This window comes from Hyphomicrobium sp., assembly GCF_041674905.1.
Classification (GTDB): Bacteria; Pseudomonadota; Alphaproteobacteria; order Rhizobiales; family Hyphomicrobiaceae; genus Hyphomicrobium_B.
The window spans coordinates 1-14254 of sequence record NZ_JBAYUV010000029.1 but is presented as its reverse complement, the minus strand read 5'-3'; the positions used below and the strand labels follow the sequence as shown (position 1 = coordinate 14254).

The window sequence follows — 14254 nt, the reverse complement described above, 5'->3', positions numbered from 1 at the left end:
AGTGACAGCGCTTCGAGAAGATAGTCTGTCCAACTCGTTGGCTCTGACGATCACCTGCGACCCGTCGGTCGTGACGCTCTCCGCCACATAGCTCCGAAAATTCGGCACCGGCCGCTCGACCCAGAGCGTCAAAACGGTATCCCGTCCAGAATCTTCCGCTTGGCTGCCTGGAGCTTTGCCGATGTCCGCTCATCCTTTGCCAAAATCGAATTGATCTCTTCAGCGATTTTTTCGGCGGCACGATCCCTGCGCGGAAGCGCTTGCTGCTTTGAAATAAAGCCTGTTGGATCTTCGCCCATCTTCAAAGATATGATCTTGACGCCCCTCGCGTATGCAAACCCGATTTCCTGTTGGGTCCACACGCTTTCAGAGAAGCCTCGGGTATGAATTGCTACAAACGCATCCATCGCGCGAAGCGCTCGCTCAATTTCCGCTTGCCATTCAAGAGTGGGCTCAATGTCTTCATGAGCGACAAATCCACTGATCGAGTAGGACGCCAAGCATTCCTTAAGTCTGGTTGCTTTATCGCGATGATCAGAAAGATGGCTTATGAACATCTTTAAGTCAGTCGTATCGATCCAATTTTGCGGGTCGCCGATTGCCGCCGGAGAACCCGTAGGGAACCCCACATCGAGTTCCCCTGCCATCTTTAAGAGGGTGGCCTCATCTACCGACCGCAAAGCCTCCTTCGAGTAAACCCACTTGCTATTAGTCGACACACATTGAGGTTTCTCGACCTTGTAGTGAGCCAGAAAGATATCAATTTCGGCATATCCGAACCGCGCTTGAAGCTCGCGGCCCATTTTGTCGATAAGAGAAATTCGATCAGATGCTCTCATCGTGGCATTGCATCCACGGCCGCTAGTCTTCTAAACCCGCATCGGCATCAGAACGTAAAGCGCGTTGCCGTCGCCGCCGTCGCGGACCATCGTCGGCGAACCGGGATCGGCGAGCAGGAAGCGCGCATCCTCGCTTTCGAGCTGATCGGCGATGTCGAGCAGATAGCGCGCGTTGAAGCCGATCTCCAAAGGCCCAGCGCTGTAGCCGACCGTAATTTCTTCCGTCGCGCTGCCGCCTTCCGGATTGTTCACGGTCAGGATCAGCTTGTCCTTCGCGACGTTGAGCTTCACCGCCCGCCCGCGCTCGCTCGCAATCGTCGATACGCGATCGACCGCGCTCTTGAACGACGCGTTCGGCACTTTCATTTCTTTGTCGTTGTTGTGCGGAATGACGCGGCTGTAATCCGGGAACGTGCCGTCGATCAACTTCGACGTCAGCATGACCGGCCCGATCTCGAACCGGACTTTCGTCTGCGAAACGCCGACTTTCACCTTGGCGCTCGAATCTTCGAGAAGCCGCGCAAGCTCATGCACCGTCTTTCTCGGCACGATGACGCCCGGCATGCCTTCCGCACCTTTGGGCAACGACAGCTCGACCTGCGCCAGCCGATGCCCGTCCGTCGCCACCGCGCGCAACGTCTTCGTGCCCGCCGTCTCCGCCGGATGCAGAAAAATGCCGTTGAGATAATAGCGCGTCTCTTCCGTCGAGATCGCAAACCGCGTTTTATCGATGAGACGTTTCAGGTCGCCGCCCTCGATCGTGAATTCATGTCCGATCTCGCCAACCGCAAGATCCGGAAAATCTTCCGCCGACAGCGTCTGCAGGCTGAAACGCGAATGACCCGACGTGATGGTCAGACGTTCCTTGTCGCCGTCGCGCTTCATCTCGATCTCGGCGCCGTCGGGCAGCTTGCGCACGATGTCGTGCAGCACGTGCGCCGGAACTGTCAGCGTGCCGGGCGTCGAAACCTTCGCGCCGACGCTCTCGCTCACTTCGCGTTCGAGGTCCGTCGCCTTGAACATCAGCGTCTCACCGGACGCCTTCAGCATGACGTTCGAAAGAATGGGAATAGTCGTCCGCCGCTCGACGACACTTGTCACATGGCTCAGCGCCTTCAAGAGTTCCCCACGTTCAATCTCGAGACGCATGTCTGTCCTCAGTTCTGATTTCGGAGAGCGCGTGAAGCGGCGGCAGCGGCACGCCGCCGGTGACGATCACACGCAAGGGAATGTCTGCGGGCGCCCAGAACCGACCAGAAGCGGCTCGGCACTGGAATCGCCCACGGGTGGCGATCAGAGCCGAATGGGGCTCATTTTTCAAGCCAAGATGTACCAGCTAGGCGGCCTTTAGCGTTACAAATCATGCACGAGCGCCAAAAACAGCAAGGCCGGCCTTCCGAGGGCTTGGAAGGACCGGCCTCGCGCCGTTGAGGTCGCGGCTTGGGGACGCCGCGATCGGTGTCTCGGTTAGGGTCCGATCAATGCCAAATCAATGGTTGAGCAGACGCTTCAGTTCCTCGAGCTCATCGCCGAGATGCGGATTTTTGGTGATCTCGCCTTCGATCTTGCGGATCGCGTGCAGCACCGTCGTGTGGTCTCGGCCACCGAACCGGCGCCCGATCTCAGGAAGCGAACGCGCCGTCAGGTGCTTGGCGAGGTACATGCCGATCTGGCGCGGCCAGACGACCGACCGATGCCGCCGCTGGGACAGGAGATCGCCCTTCGACACCCCGTAGTGGCGCGAGATGATGCGCAGAATGTCCTCGATCTTGATGCGCCGCGGCTCGAGGTTCTGCACCAGATCGCGGATCACGGTCTCGGCGATGTCGAGCGTGATCGGCGTCCGCATGTACTGCCACGTCGCGTAGAGCCGCGTAACCGCGCCTTCGAGCTCGCGCCCGTTCTCCGTTAGCCGCATGGCCAGCAGATCAACGACATCGCGCGACAGCGCGAACGACGGGTCGGCAGCTCGCTTTTCGCCAAGACGCTTTTCGAGAACCTTGAGGCGCAGCTCATGATCGAGCGGAACCAGCTCGGTGACGAGCCCGCGCTGCAGACGCGAGCGCATCCGCTCATTGAGGCGCTCAATCTGGTTCGGCGCACGAGCCGACGCGACAACAACCTGCTTCCCGCCATCGAGCAGCGCGTTGATGATATGGTCGAACTCTTGCTCCGTGCGTTCGCCCTGCAGGAACTCGAGGTCGTCGATCAGCAGCATATGGATGTTGCGAAAACGCTCTTTGAACGCCAGCGGATCGGAGGAGCGCAGCGCCTCGACGAATTGATAGCGAAAGCGCTCGGCCGTCAGATACAGCACCTGCGCGCTCGGCGCCCGCCGCTTCACTTCCCAGGCAATTGCCTGCAAAAGGTGGCTTTTGCCGAGCCCGACGGCGGAATGGATGTAAAGCGGATTGTAGCCGGGAGCGTCCGTCAGAACCGTCTCGGTAACCTGCGTCGCGCCGGCATGCGCCATGCGGTTCGAAGCGCCGACAACGAAGCTGTCGAAAGTATAGCGCGGATCGAGCGGCGACCCTTCAAGTCCACCAGCCGAGGTGCGCTGCGCCGGAAGAACCGGTGGCCTGAGCACCGAAACGCGCGGTGGAGCTTCGGCTTGCGAAGCAGACGCCGGGGCTTTGTCCATGTTCGCGGTTTCAGAGCGCGTGTCCAGCGGACGCTGCATGGCGACACCCGGCTGCCGCCAGACGACTTCGACGCGCTCGGCCGTCGCGAATTCGACGCGAGAACAATGCAGCAGACGCTCAGCATAATGCTCCTGGATCCAGTTCCGCACGAACTTGACCGGCACCGAGACTTTGACGACGCGACCGTCGAAATCCTCGAATTCGAGGCTCTTGAACCAGCTCGAATAGATTTCTTCTCCGAGCTGTGCCCGAAGCATGGCGCGAACTTTCTGGCCACGGCCCTCAACCGCACCAGTTGCCGTCTGAACAACAGCCGTCCCCTGCGCACCGCTTACGCTCTGCGCCTCAGTCGTCTTTGCTGCCTGCATAGTGATTACTCCCGCTATTTACGCGGGACGCCGGCCCTAGGCGTCCCCCCGAATGTGCGCCACATGCCCAAAACCCTCTGAGCGATGCAGCACGACCCCATGCACTTTCAAAAATCTGGGTGCTAACCCTGCACCCAGGCCAGCCCGGCCTGCCTCCAGCCGGCAATCTGGTTGCGATGACGGTTGGTATCGATTGGCCCCTCGAAACCTTCCGCCACGTTGTAACAGCGCCGATACCCCGACGCCGCCATTGCCTCTGCTGCCCTCAGGCTACGAGCGCCCGAGCGGCAAATGAAAAAAATCTGATCGTCCTTCTCGACACCGCGAGCTTTGAGCGTTTCATCCAGCCGATCTTTGAAATCCGGGACGGTCCGGCTGTCGGGGAATGTCTGCCATTCCATCAACACCGTCTCGCGTCCCAAGCTGCTCAAGTCGGGAACTCCGACGAACGCCCATTCGGCGCGCGTGCGAACATCCACGAGAACGGCTTTCGGATCGGCGTTTAAACGCCCCCACGTTTCAAGGACTGAAACATCCTCGACGCGGGAAGCTTCGATGTTTTCCACGAGCCCCCTCTCACGCTTTACAAGAATATCTAAAGATCCACACAAGACTTCCCCGAGTATAATTCGGGGAAGCCTTTGCCACTGGATGTCTGCAAATAGCAGAACACCCTGACTGAACAGAGATCTTTATCTATTTCGACGATGCTTCTGAGGCTTGGACTTAGCCGAAACTTCAGATGCTACGCACGCTGACTTTTCACAGTGAACGATCGCATTTACCCCGCTGCCATCCACTGCATATTAACTAACCGCTAACCCATTTTTCGACAAGCGTTCCGATCATCCAAATCGCGCGGAGGCAGGCTCGGAAACTTATCCACAGCTACCCTGGAGAACCGAGGTTTGATCGCAGGCCCTGTGCAAAAATCGCTGACTCATTTGGAGATTTCGCCACTGATCCAACCCGCGAAAAAATCGTGTTGCATCGTCACGTCACCGTCATTTTGCGCTTGCTTTCGCCCTGCGACAAAATCGCCAGCGAGTCTTTCCGGGCGCGCGAAACAGGTCTCTGACGCGCGATTCCAGAGGGTTAATGACATTTAAAAAACAAACGGGCCCTCGAAGGGCCCGCTCTTTACCGTAGCGAATATGCAACAGGGAGAAAAATTGCCCCGCAGCGCATCAAAGGCTGTCAGGCCGACATGGCCTTGACACGCTGAGCAAGCCTCGAAACCTTCCGGCTGGCGGTCTTCTTGTGCATGATGCCCTTCTGAGCCGTCCGCGCGAGAACCGGCTCGGCTGCGGCCAGCGCCGCATGGGCCTTACCCTGATCTCCGGCCTTGATCGCTTCTTCGACTGCACGAATTTCGCTCTTGACGCGCGTGCGGCGTGCTTTGTTGACGTCCGTGCGGCGGATCATCTGGCGCGCGGCTTTTTTTGCCGACGACGTATTAGCCATGGAAAAGTCCTTACTGCTGGTCAAAGGCGCCGTCCGCCGCCTTGGAAAGGCAAAACGGCGGCTGCGGGCTGAGAAAAACTAATCGGCCCGGATTTTTGCCCAGGCGTGCTTGACGCGCGGTATAGCGGTCGGCCATTCGCCGGTCAATTAATACGCTCGCTCTGAATACGCATTTTCTTGGAGGTTTGCGCTTTTTTGAGCCAAGCGGCGGTTCAACGCAGGCCCCCGGGATACACGGCCGGATATAAAGGCTAATGAAGATGCTGCCTGTGCAGCCATAGCGATGGGGGTATCTGAAGGATGCTGTCACTGATTGGATGGCTGTTTGGTTTGGCGATCGCAACCTGCGCGACCGTACTGACGGCAGGCCTGCTGGACCCCAAACTGCACATCACCGCCTGCGCACTCGTCGCCCTGGCGATCACCCTGCTCGCGATCCATGACCATCAGCGGCTGATCAATAGCGGCGCCATGACTAACGCCATCGGCAGCTCCACGGCCCGCTATCTTGGACTGGTGTGGGCCTGGGGAGCGCTATCCGTGCTCGCCATTTATCTTTTCGTGCTGGAGAAAGTCTGGCCGGAATGGTGGCAGTTCTTCATCGGATTCGCGTTCGCGGCCGTCGCCAGCATTGCCTTCTCCACGCTGCTCGATCGCGATCGCGCCGCTGGACGCTCGGACCCGATGCTGACGAAGGTCGGCCGCATCCTCGCGCAGGTCCAGATCGTCGGCATGGCGGTCGGCATCATCAGCCTTTTCGTCGATCATAAATTCCCGCGCGACGTGACCCACGCGGATTGGGCCGGCAACAACATCCTGTTCTTCGGCGCATTGGCAATCGCCGCGATCAGTCTCGACGCTTTACGTTCGCCGGCGCACGTGTGATGCAGTCCGGGACATAGTCCTTTCTCGGATTCCATTCGCATGTCCTTACGCCCTCCCCTGCCGTGGCTGCTCGCGACCCTTCTCGCCGCCTTGGTCGCCATGTACCTCGCCACAAACGGATTGCAAAAGGCCGAAGCGGCGACCTCCGCCGCCGCATTCGCGATCCTTCTCGTCATCGCCGGCTTTCGTACGAACGCGCCGCTCTGGCGGCGTCGAGCCGCGAACATTGCAACGACGCCGCGACAAGCGCTGTGGCAAACGACGTTGCTCATCATGCTCGCGTATCTCTGGTGCGCACTCGCATTTTATGCCGTCTATCTCGGCACGACGCTACGCTGGCAGCACGGCTGGGAATACGCTTCGGCGATGCTTCTCGTCGCCGTCGGACACGCGATTTATCTCTGGCGCCTCGACGATCCGAATGCCGCGGTATCGACACCGAAGGCGGTTGGCCGCGCCGTGGCGATGGCGGCTTTGCAGGCCGTCACGATCGCATGCGGATTAATCTGGCTCATCCAGTCGGGAAAGCTCTCGTCGGTGAAAGGCGACTGGGCCGCGAACCAGCTGTTCCTCGCGGGAGGCTTCACGGTGATGTGCCTGAGCGTCATCATCGTCAAAACCCACGCCTCGCTCAGCGAGCGTTCGGCGCGCTGAGCGAGCCCTAGCGCTGGCAGCGCGGACAATAAAAGCTCGCCCGGCCCGCATGCACCACGCGCCGGATCTCGCCGCCGCATCCGGCTCTGCGGCAAGTTTCCCCAGCGCGATCATAAACGGCGAACGAATTCTGAAATCCACCGGACGCCCCGCTCGCATCGCGATAATCGCGCAAGGTCGATCCGCGCGCCGCGATCGCCTGTTCGAGAACACCTTGAATCGCCGGAACGAGTTTCCTCGCCCGCTCGGTCGCTTCGCCGCGCCGATCCGCCAGCGCCCGCGCCGCACGGTTCGGAGACAGGCCCGCGCGAAACAGCGCCTCCGCGACGTAGATGTTTCCGAGACCGGCGACGACACGCTGATCCATCAGAAAAGACTTCAGATTGGCCTTCTTTCCACGCGCCCGCGCCGCGAGATAATCCGCCGTCAGCTCCGGCCCCAGCGGTTCGACACCGAGCCCGCGAAACAGCGGATGCGCGGATCTCTCCGCATGCGGCATCATGACCATGAAGCCGAACCGACGCGGGTCGTTGTAGACGATGCGCGCGCCGCCCGAGAGCGTCAGCATGACATGATCGTGCACCGGATCGGCACCGACGCTGTTCGCGTAGTCCCCCGGCGTATCCGCCCGCCCCTTTTCCAAAATCGTAAAGCGCCCGGTCATGCCGAGATGCATGACGAGGTCTTCGCCGCCCGAAAGCGCTGCGATCAGATATTTGGCCCGCCGCTCGAGCCCGACGATCCGTTGACCGACGAGCCGTTCGGCAAATCGCTCCGGAAACGGAAACCTCAGGTCGGGACGGCGGATTTCGGCTGCGGCGATGCGCCGTCCGGCGACAACCGGCTCAAGGCCGCGCCGGACCGTTTCAACTTCGGGCAGTTCGGGCATAAAGGTCTAAGCTACGATTGACGCTAATTTGGAGAGACGATAGCGCGCCTCGTCCGGGACCGCTATCTTGACCGACATGATCGAAAATACCGCATCCCAGTCAAACGACGAAAACACGGTTTCGTTCGGCTTTCGCGCCGTCCCCGAAGGTGAGCGCCAAGGCCTCGTCAACAGCGTCTTCGCCTCCGTCGCCGAGCGCTACGACCTGATGAACGATCTGATGTCGGGCGGCCTGCACCGGCTTTGGAAGCGCGACCTCATCACCATGTTGAATGCGCCGCGAAGCGCAACGCCCTTCCGGCTGCTCGACGTGGCTGGCGGCACCGGCGACATCGCGATCCGTTACGCTGAGGACGGAGGCCCCGCGACCACCGCCGTCATCTGTGACATCAGCCCCGAGATGCTGAACGTCGGCCGCCGCCGCATCGAGACCATGGGCCTTGCCGATCGGATCACCTGCATCGAAGGCAACGCCGAAGCTCTTCCCTTTGAAAGCGCCAGCTTCGACGCCTACACGATCGCCTTCGGGATCAGAAACGTCACCCACATCGACCAGGCGCTGGCGGAAGCCTATCGCGTGCTGAAGCCCGGCGGGCGATTCCTCTGCCTGGAATTTTCCGAGTGCCAGGTTCCGCTCCTCGACCGTCTCTATGATTTCCATTCGTTCGAGATCATACCTCGCCTCGGCAAGCTCGCCGCCGGAGACGCTGAATCCTATCGCTATCTCGTTGAGAGCATTCGCCGCTTCCCGAAACAGGAAGCTTTTGCAAACCTCATCCGAAACGCCGGATTTTCGCGCGCCAGCTATCGCAATCTGACCGGCGGGATTGCCGCGATTCACGGCGGCTGGAAGATCTAATCGGCCACACATCAACGGCGTTTTATGCGTCACGGCACGACTTGAATTGACCGTGACCAATGCCACTCATAGCCTCCGCGCGCACGGGGAGAAGAATTTTTTCTTCTATCGGAGGAGATGGAACTCATGAACAAGAAAGTGCTGATGTGCGCCGCGCTGGCAGCCGCTATGTCGTTCGGCGCCGGCGTTGCCAACGCAGGATGCGTGACGAAGGGCGCCGTAGCGACGTCGTCTTCTGCGGATTCCGCCAAATGGTACGCCTTCGAAACGATGGTGCAGTCGGTGAGCTGGGGCCTGTGGCCGGGCTTCCTCGCAACCGGCAACGTCGAGGGCTACAAGGTCGTAAACAAGCGTTACAACTGCCGTCCCGACGGCGGCATGACCACCTGCCACGGTCGCGCGACGTTCTGTAAGCGCTAAATATCCGCAGACTTCATATATTTTGAACGGCGCCCGCCGAAAGCTTGGGCGCCGTTTTTGTTGTAGGAACCCTTAGAGGCTCGCATCGCGATTTGAAGCACGGCGATTAACGGTCTTTACCCCTCCCCCCGGCGACTTCACTTGACCGAAACTCTTTGAGGCGCATTGTGCAGGCCTCGGCGGCTCGTCCGCGACGACAGGACGACGAATTCTGAGCCATGGCCGGAGCACTTCTCAATTCTTTACGATTGGCGCGCGCCGGATTCGTGCTGGCGCAGCACGGGATCCGCTTCGTACCGCGCGGCGTGCCGGTGCCGCTGCCCCTGAAGATCGCCCGCGCTCTGACAGTCCCGATCCAGCTCGTTACCGCTCCGTTCCGCCGCGATGTTCCGCGCGCCTCCCGCGTTGCATCCGCACTGAGCGAGCTCGGGCCGAGCTATGTGAAGCTCGGACAGTTTTTCGCGACGCGTGCCGACGTCATCGGCCCGGAGCTTTCAGCCGACCTGCGCCATCTGCAGGACAAGGCCGAACCGTTCTCCATGGCCGAAGCTCGCATCGCCGTCGAACGCGCGCTTGGCGGCAAGCTCGAAGATCATTTCATTGAGTTTGGCCCACCAGTCGCCGCCGCGTCGATCGCGCAAGTGCACAAGGCTTACATTCTCGAAGACGGCGTGAAAAAAGCCGTCGCCGTAAAAATTCTGCGGCCGAATATCGAGAAGCGTTTTCAGCACGACCTCGACAGCTACTATTTCGCCGCGCGCCTGGTCGAGCGCTTCTATCCGCCGGCCCGCCGCCTGAAGCCTGTTGCCGTGGTCGACAACCTGAAGCACACGACCGACCTCGAGATGGACTTGCGGCTCGAAGCCGCCGCCATCTCCGAAATGGCGGGCAACATCAAGGATGATGAAGGCTTCCGCGTTCCCAACGTCAATTGGCGCCGTACCGCCAAGCGCGTGCTGACGGTGGAATGGATCGACGGCACGCCGATCTCGCATCGCGACGCTTTGCAGGCGAAAGGCTTTGACACTGGCGCGATCGGCTTGACGGTGCTCCGCACCTTCCTGCGCCATGCGATGCGCGACGGCTTCTTCCACGCCGACATGCACCAGGGCAACTTGTTCGTCGACGACAACGGCATCGTCGTTGCCGTGGACTTCGGCATCATGGGCCGGCTGGGCCTCGCCGAACGCCGCTTCCTCGCGGAAATCCTGCACGGACTGATCACGCGCGACTACCACCGCGCCGCCGCCATCCATTTCGAAGCGGGCTACGTGCCGCCGCACCACACCGTCGAAGAATTCGCGCAAGCGATGCGCGCCATCGGCGAGCCCATCCAGGGACGCACGGCGGAAGAAATCTCGATGGCCGATCTCCTCGGCCAGCTGTTCGCCTACACCGAAGTGTTCGACATGCAGACGCGTCCCGAGCTGATCCTGCTGCAGAAAAGCATGGTCATCGTCGAGGGCGTGGCGCGCGATCTCGATCCGCTGCTCAACATGTGGATCGCGGCCGAGCCCGTCGCGAAGGAATGGATCGAATCCAATCTGTCGCTACTTGGCCGTCTCAAAGGCGCCGGTCGCGGCGCCGAGACGATCGGCGACATTCTGCTGCGCACGCCCGGCCTGTTGCAGAGGGCCGAGCAGACCCTCGTCGGATTTTCCGAAATGGCGCAATCGGGCCTGAAGCTCGACGACGCGACGCTTGAAAATCTCGCATCGCGTTCTCGCCATAACCGCATCACCGATGCGGCGCTCTGGGTGACCGCCCTCGCGCTGATCGCCATCGCATTAAAAATCTACGGCGTGGTCTGACGTTTCGCCTTGCGCGGCCCGACGAGATGCGTGCCATGCGCGATCGCCGCCGTGGCGCGCATCGTTGCAGCCAGAAAAACCGCTTCCGCGAGTTCGGCTTCCGTCACGCCCGCATTTTCCGCATTCGTGCGGTGCACCTCGAGACTGTAGGGACACTGCGTGGCGATAGCGACTGCGACCGCGATAAGCTCCTTGTAGCGCCGCGGGATCGTGCCCGGAGCCATCGCAGCACGATCGAAATTCTCGAATGCCGCCATGGTCGCCGGCGACAAGCTACGGAGCTGCGGCAGATTCGAAAGATTGGATATATCGTACATGAAAGAGGTTCCCTAAATCCGCAGAGTTGGCGCGCTTTAAAATGTCTTGAAGCGTTGCGGCGTTCGCGCGACTGATCAAGCATCGGAATTTCAAGTCATGCAAGAAAGGACCGCCCGATGACCGACCGGCCGCCGCTGCCCCCATTCACACGCGAGACAGCCGCGCAAAAAGTTCGCGGCGCGGAAGACGCGTGGAATCTGCGCGATCCCGAGCGTGTCTCGCTCGCCTACACAGTGGACAGCCGCTGGCGCAATCGCGCCGAATTCCCCGTCGGCCGCGCTCAGATCGTCGAATTTCTGACGCGAAAGTGGAACCGCGAACTCGATTACCGGCTGATCAAGGAGCTATGGGCGTTCGACAACAACCGCATCGCCGTGCGTTTCGCCTACGAATACCGCGACGACAGCGGCCAGTGGTATCGCGCTTATGGCAATGAAAACTGGGAATTCGACGCGCATGGCTTGATGGCAGTTCGCCATGCCAGCATCAACGACATGCGGATTTCCGAATCGGACCGCAAATATCATTGGCCCCTCGGACCGCGTCCGAAGGACCATCCGGGCCTGTCCGACCTCGGCCTCTGATCGCGATCAATTCAAGCAAAACTCGAGTAAGACGAACGCGGGCAAGCTCCCGCGTTCAACATTCAGAGTTTATCGATCAGCCTTCAGGCTCCGACCGAAGATCGCGCCGCCTTCGGCGCTCCGCGCCAATACGCCAGCGCGAAAATTGTGCACGCTGTCACTGCGTAGGCAATGAGCTGCAGTCCCGTCGGCCGATCCATATAGCCGATGAGCACGTGCAGCACGCGGCCCACCCAGCCATCCTGAGACAGCAGCCACGATGTATCCCAGACTTTTGTGTCCAGGATCTCGATGAAGCCCGCGTTCGAGAGTTGCTGCACGGCCGACGCAGCAAGCCCGGCAGCAAGAAGCGTCACCAAAACACCCGTCACCGAGAACATCCGTTTCAACGGAATAGCGGCCAGGCCGAGGTACAGAACGAGCGACACGATGGCCCCAAGCAACAGCCCGATTGCCGCCCCAAGCAAGAGCTCGCCCGCCGTATCCTTTCCCTGCATGACGATGCCCGTCATGAAAAGAACGACCTCGCTGCCCTCACGCATGACGGCGATCGCGACCGCAGCGCCGAGAGCAAACAACGACTGTTTTCCTGAAACGACATCGCTACCGAGCTGACGCAATTCCCGCGTCATCTCGCGCGCGTGCTCGGCCATCCAGACGACGTGCCAAGCCAGCATCACGACGGCAAAGAGCAGAATCGCCGCGACGAACAGTTCTTGTCCGCGCCCATCGAAGGCATCGGTAATTCTCGTCGCGAAAAGCGCGACGACCGCTGAGCCGACGATACCGGCGAGAATTCCGAGCGTAACGGCGCCGTTCCGCCCCGGCACGCCGCGCGAAGCCGCGAGCACGACGCCGACGATGAGACCGGCTTCGAGAACCTCGCGGAAGATGATGACGAGAGCTGCGAGCATTTAAGCCTCATTCCACGAGGATATGGCCGAGAGCGCTATCCATGTGAAACTCCCCGAAGAAGATGTAAGTGCCCGCTTCGAGAGGCTTGATACGGATGGTCGCTTCGCTGTTTCCGGCGATGATTTTTTCAAAGCCAATATCGTTGCTTTCAAATTCTTCCGGCGTCGGATCGAGATTTTTGACGATGATCTTCGCGCGCTGACCGGCTGGGAGCTTGACCGCCGCCGGATCGAACTTGTGATCCTTGATCTTGATTTCGATCTCAAGCTCTTCGGCCGCGTTTGCCGGCGCAACGGCGAAGCCCTGCCCGATCGATCCAACGACCACGGCGCAAACAACAGCAAAAGCGGGAAGGAAATAAGCGATCGAGTGCCCGATCGAGCGAAATGACATGTCGGCTCCCAATAAGTCAGGATTCAAGGTCCCGAGATCAGGTTTTATCTCGTTGAACCTATGCCAACAAAATCGGTCAAGAACAATACCCCCATCGTATGGCCCGCGCTCGTGTCGCGGATCAAGTCATTGGAATTGTTCCAAGTTTGTTGGCGGCCCGGACCTTGGTCGCCGATTCCTGCGCTTGTCATCCGGACGCGCGGTGACGACGTTCACGAGCGCGTCGCCACATAACTCGCGATCCGCACATTGCCGAAGCTCCGCGCATCGCCCTAAGGCAACGCGCCCAAAAGCAAAAACGAGCGACGACGTTTGAGCGAGCGCGGAACGACGGCAAAATCAGATCATTCGGGAAATGAATGCGTGCGGCGCTGAACGCATCCGTCGAAAGACCTCAGCCAGCGCAGCAAAAGCTCGGAGATGACACCAAGCGCTGAAAATAAAAACGCGCCGCTGGCACAAGGCACAGCGGCGCGTTTAAATTCTATAGAGGGTGCACTGATTGACTTCTTTTCTTCTAACGCGCTTTCCGGCTGGATCCGCATAGCGGAGTCGGAAAGCACAAAATCAAATGACGTCTCTGCAGACCTGGCAACGACCTACTCTCCCGCGTCTTAAGACGAAGTACCATCGGCGCAGGGGCGTTTCACGGCCGAGTTCGGAATGGGATCGGGTGCAGCCACCCCGCCATAATCACCAGGTCGGCGGAGACGTCATATGACTTCTATTCTGGTCTATTTCTGAATCTTACGCTCATCGTACGGCTGCGCCTCTTCGCGCCTCTAGGCGCCAGCGTCCAAAGGACGCCAGCACAAGTGCCGCCTGCCAGGGCCGCGTCACGCTTTAGGCGTGACATGCGGCGTAAGGCATAACGATGAGCATTGCTAAATGAGAGCAATCAAGCCAATCGAGTTATTAGTACCGGTAAGCTACACGCCTTGCAGCGCTTCCACACCCGGCCTATCAACGTGGTGGTCTTCCACGACTCTCGAGGGAGAACTAGTTTTGAGGTGGGTTTCCCGCTTAGATGCCTTCAGCGGTTATCCCGTCCGCACATAGCTACCCTGCTGTGCCGTTGGCACGACAACAGGTCCACCAGAGGTGCGTCCATCCCGGTCCTCTCGTACTAAGGACAGATCCTCTCAATTCTCCTACACCTACGGCAGATAGGGACCGAACTGTCTCGCGACGTTCTGAACCCAGCTCACGTACC

At 60.0% G+C, this 14254-nt stretch carries 15 protein-coding genes and 2 rRNA genes; 6 read left to right on the top strand and 11 right to left on the bottom strand.

Translation table 11 applies throughout. From position 1 onward, the window contains the following. Positions 1-128 precede the first annotated feature (128 nt). The 5 genes from WC026_RS12045 to rpsT form a co-directional block, all read right to left on the bottom strand. Complete coding sequence (locus WC026_RS12045; protein ID WP_372711220.1) at positions 129-839, bottom strand: toll/interleukin-1 receptor domain-containing protein; 711 nt, start codon at positions 837-839, stop codon at positions 129-131. Positions 840-869: 30 nt separating this feature from the next. Next, positions 870-1988: a DNA polymerase III subunit beta gene (gene dnaN / locus WC026_RS12040; protein ID WP_372711219.1), complete on the bottom strand. Its 1119-nt coding sequence runs from the start codon at positions 1986-1988 to the stop codon at positions 870-872. 340 nt (positions 1989-2328) lie between these two features. Next, on the bottom strand, positions 2329-3849 hold the full coding sequence (gene dnaA / locus WC026_RS12035; RefSeq protein ID WP_372711218.1) for a chromosomal replication initiator protein DnaA: 1521 nt from the start codon (positions 3847-3849) through the stop codon (positions 2329-2331). Positions 3850-3971: 122 nt separating this feature from the next. Beyond that, positions 3972-4415 carry a rhodanese-like domain-containing protein gene (locus WC026_RS12030; protein WP_372711217.1) on the bottom strand — a complete coding sequence of 148 codons (444 nt, stop codon included), beginning with the start codon at positions 4413-4415 and terminating at the stop codon, positions 3972-3974. A gap of 631 nt (positions 4416-5046) precedes the next feature. After that, positions 5047-5313, bottom strand: a complete 267-nt coding sequence (gene rpsT, locus WC026_RS12025) for a 30S ribosomal protein S20 (RefSeq protein WP_372711216.1) — start codon at positions 5311-5313, stop codon at positions 5047-5049. 330 nt (positions 5314-5643) lie between these two features. On the opposite strand from rpsT, the gene WC026_RS12020 reads away from it, so the two are divergent. Both WC026_RS12020 and WC026_RS12015 read left to right on the top strand, forming a co-directional pair. After that, the gene (locus WC026_RS12020; protein ID WP_372711215.1) at positions 5644-6198 is read left to right on the top strand and encodes a hypothetical protein; all 555 of its coding nucleotides are present in this window, start codon (positions 5644-5646) and stop codon (positions 6196-6198) included. Positions 6199-6237: 39 nt separating this feature from the next. Then, positions 6238-6852: a hypothetical protein gene (locus tag WC026_RS12015; protein WP_372711214.1), complete on the top strand. Its 615-nt coding sequence runs from the start codon at positions 6238-6240 to the stop codon at positions 6850-6852. A gap of 7 nt (positions 6853-6859) precedes the next feature. On the opposite strand, the gene mutM is transcribed toward WC026_RS12015, so the two are convergent. Then, the gene (gene mutM / locus WC026_RS12010) at positions 6860-7741 is read right to left on the bottom strand and encodes a bifunctional DNA-formamidopyrimidine glycosylase/DNA-(apurinic or apyrimidinic site) lyase (protein WP_372711213.1); all 882 of its coding nucleotides are present in this window, start codon (positions 7739-7741) and stop codon (positions 6860-6862) included. 76 nt (positions 7742-7817) lie between these two features. Between mutM and ubiE the strand changes: the two genes are divergently transcribed. The 3 genes from ubiE to ubiB all read left to right on the top strand — a co-directional run bounded on the left by ubiE (position 7818) and on the right by ubiB (position 10831). After that, positions 7818-8600: a bifunctional demethylmenaquinone methyltransferase/2-methoxy-6-polyprenyl-1,4-benzoquinol methylase UbiE gene (gene ubiE / locus WC026_RS12005; RefSeq protein WP_372711253.1), complete on the top strand. Its 783-nt coding sequence runs from the start codon at positions 7818-7820 to the stop codon at positions 8598-8600. 126 nt (positions 8601-8726) lie between these two features. Continuing rightward, positions 8727-9020, top strand: a complete 294-nt coding sequence (locus WC026_RS12000; protein WP_372711212.1) for a hypothetical protein — start codon at positions 8727-8729, stop codon at positions 9018-9020. 218 nt (positions 9021-9238) lie between these two features. Beyond that, positions 9239-10831 (top strand): 2-polyprenylphenol 6-hydroxylase, encoded by a 1593-nt coding sequence (gene ubiB / locus WC026_RS11995; RefSeq protein WP_372711210.1) that lies wholly within the window; start codon positions 9239-9241, stop codon positions 10829-10831. On the opposite strand, the gene WC026_RS11990 is transcribed toward ubiB, so the two are convergent. Next, positions 10816-11148 (bottom strand): carboxymuconolactone decarboxylase family protein, encoded by a 333-nt coding sequence (locus WC026_RS11990; RefSeq protein WP_372711208.1) that lies wholly within the window; start codon positions 11146-11148, stop codon positions 10816-10818. The two genes, ubiB and WC026_RS11990, sit on opposite strands and share 16 nt — an antisense overlap. Before the next feature lie 117 nt (positions 11149-11265). Between WC026_RS11990 and WC026_RS11985 the strand changes: the two genes are divergently transcribed. Next, the gene (locus WC026_RS11985) at positions 11266-11733 is read left to right on the top strand and encodes a DUF1348 family protein (RefSeq protein WP_372711207.1); all 468 of its coding nucleotides are present in this window, start codon (positions 11266-11268) and stop codon (positions 11731-11733) included. Between the two features lie 83 nt (positions 11734-11816). Here WC026_RS11985 and WC026_RS11980 read toward each other — a convergent pair whose 3' ends face one another. The 4 genes from WC026_RS11980 to WC026_RS11965 all read right to left on the bottom strand — a co-directional run. Continuing rightward, positions 11817-12647 (bottom strand): FTR1 family protein, encoded by an 831-nt coding sequence (locus WC026_RS11980; protein WP_372711206.1) that lies wholly within the window; start codon positions 12645-12647, stop codon positions 11817-11819. A 7-nt stretch (positions 12648-12654) separates the two neighbouring features. Next, positions 12655-13041 (bottom strand): cupredoxin domain-containing protein, encoded by a 387-nt coding sequence (locus tag WC026_RS11975; RefSeq protein WP_372711205.1) that lies wholly within the window; start codon positions 13039-13041, stop codon positions 12655-12657. Positions 13042-13627: 586 nt separating this feature from the next. Then, positions 13628-13742, bottom strand: a 5S ribosomal RNA gene (gene rrf / locus WC026_RS11970). A gap of 193 nt (positions 13743-13935) precedes the next feature. Further along, positions 13936-14254, bottom strand: a 23S ribosomal RNA gene (locus WC026_RS11965); the annotation flags it as partial.

Excerpts from the sequence above, each read along its gene's own strand:
- WC026_RS12045 (WP_372711220.1), bottom strand. The coding sequence starts at position 839 with ATGAGAGCATCTGATCGAATTTCTCTTATCGACAAAATGGGCCGCGAG.
- dnaN (WP_372711219.1), bottom strand. The coding sequence starts at position 1,988 with ATGCGTCTCGAGATTGAACGTGGGGAACTCTTGAAGGCGCTGAGCCAT.
- dnaA (WP_372711218.1), bottom strand. The coding sequence starts at position 3,849 with ATGCAGGCAGCAAAGACGACTGAGGCGCAGAGCGTAAGCGGTGCGCAG.
- rpsT (WP_372711216.1), bottom strand. The coding sequence starts at position 5,313 with ATGGCTAATACGTCGTCGGCAAAAAAAGCCGCGCGCCAGATGATCCGC.
- WC026_RS12015 (WP_372711214.1), top strand. The coding sequence starts at position 6,238 with ATGTCCTTACGCCCTCCCCTGCCGTGGCTGCTCGCGACCCTTCTCGCC.
- mutM (WP_372711213.1), bottom strand. The coding sequence starts at position 7,741 with ATGCCCGAACTGCCCGAAGTTGAAACGGTCCGGCGCGGCCTTGAGCCG.
- ubiE (WP_372711253.1), top strand. The coding sequence starts at position 7,818 with ATGATCGAAAATACCGCATCCCAGTCAAACGACGAAAACACGGTTTCG.
- WC026_RS12000 (WP_372711212.1), top strand. The coding sequence starts at position 8,727 with ATGAACAAGAAAGTGCTGATGTGCGCCGCGCTGGCAGCCGCTATGTCG.
- ubiB (WP_372711210.1), top strand. The coding sequence starts at position 9,239 with ATGGCCGGAGCACTTCTCAATTCTTTACGATTGGCGCGCGCCGGATTC.
- WC026_RS11990 (WP_372711208.1), bottom strand. The coding sequence starts at position 11,148 with ATGTACGATATATCCAATCTTTCGAATCTGCCGCAGCTCCGTAGCTTG.
- WC026_RS11985 (WP_372711207.1), top strand. The coding sequence starts at position 11,266 with ATGACCGACCGGCCGCCGCTGCCCCCATTCACACGCGAGACAGCCGCG.
- WC026_RS11980 (WP_372711206.1), bottom strand. The coding sequence starts at position 12,647 with ATGCTCGCAGCTCTCGTCATCATCTTCCGCGAGGTTCTCGAAGCCGGT.
- WC026_RS11975 (WP_372711205.1), bottom strand. The coding sequence starts at position 13,041 with ATGTCATTTCGCTCGATCGGGCACTCGATCGCTTATTTCCTTCCCGCT.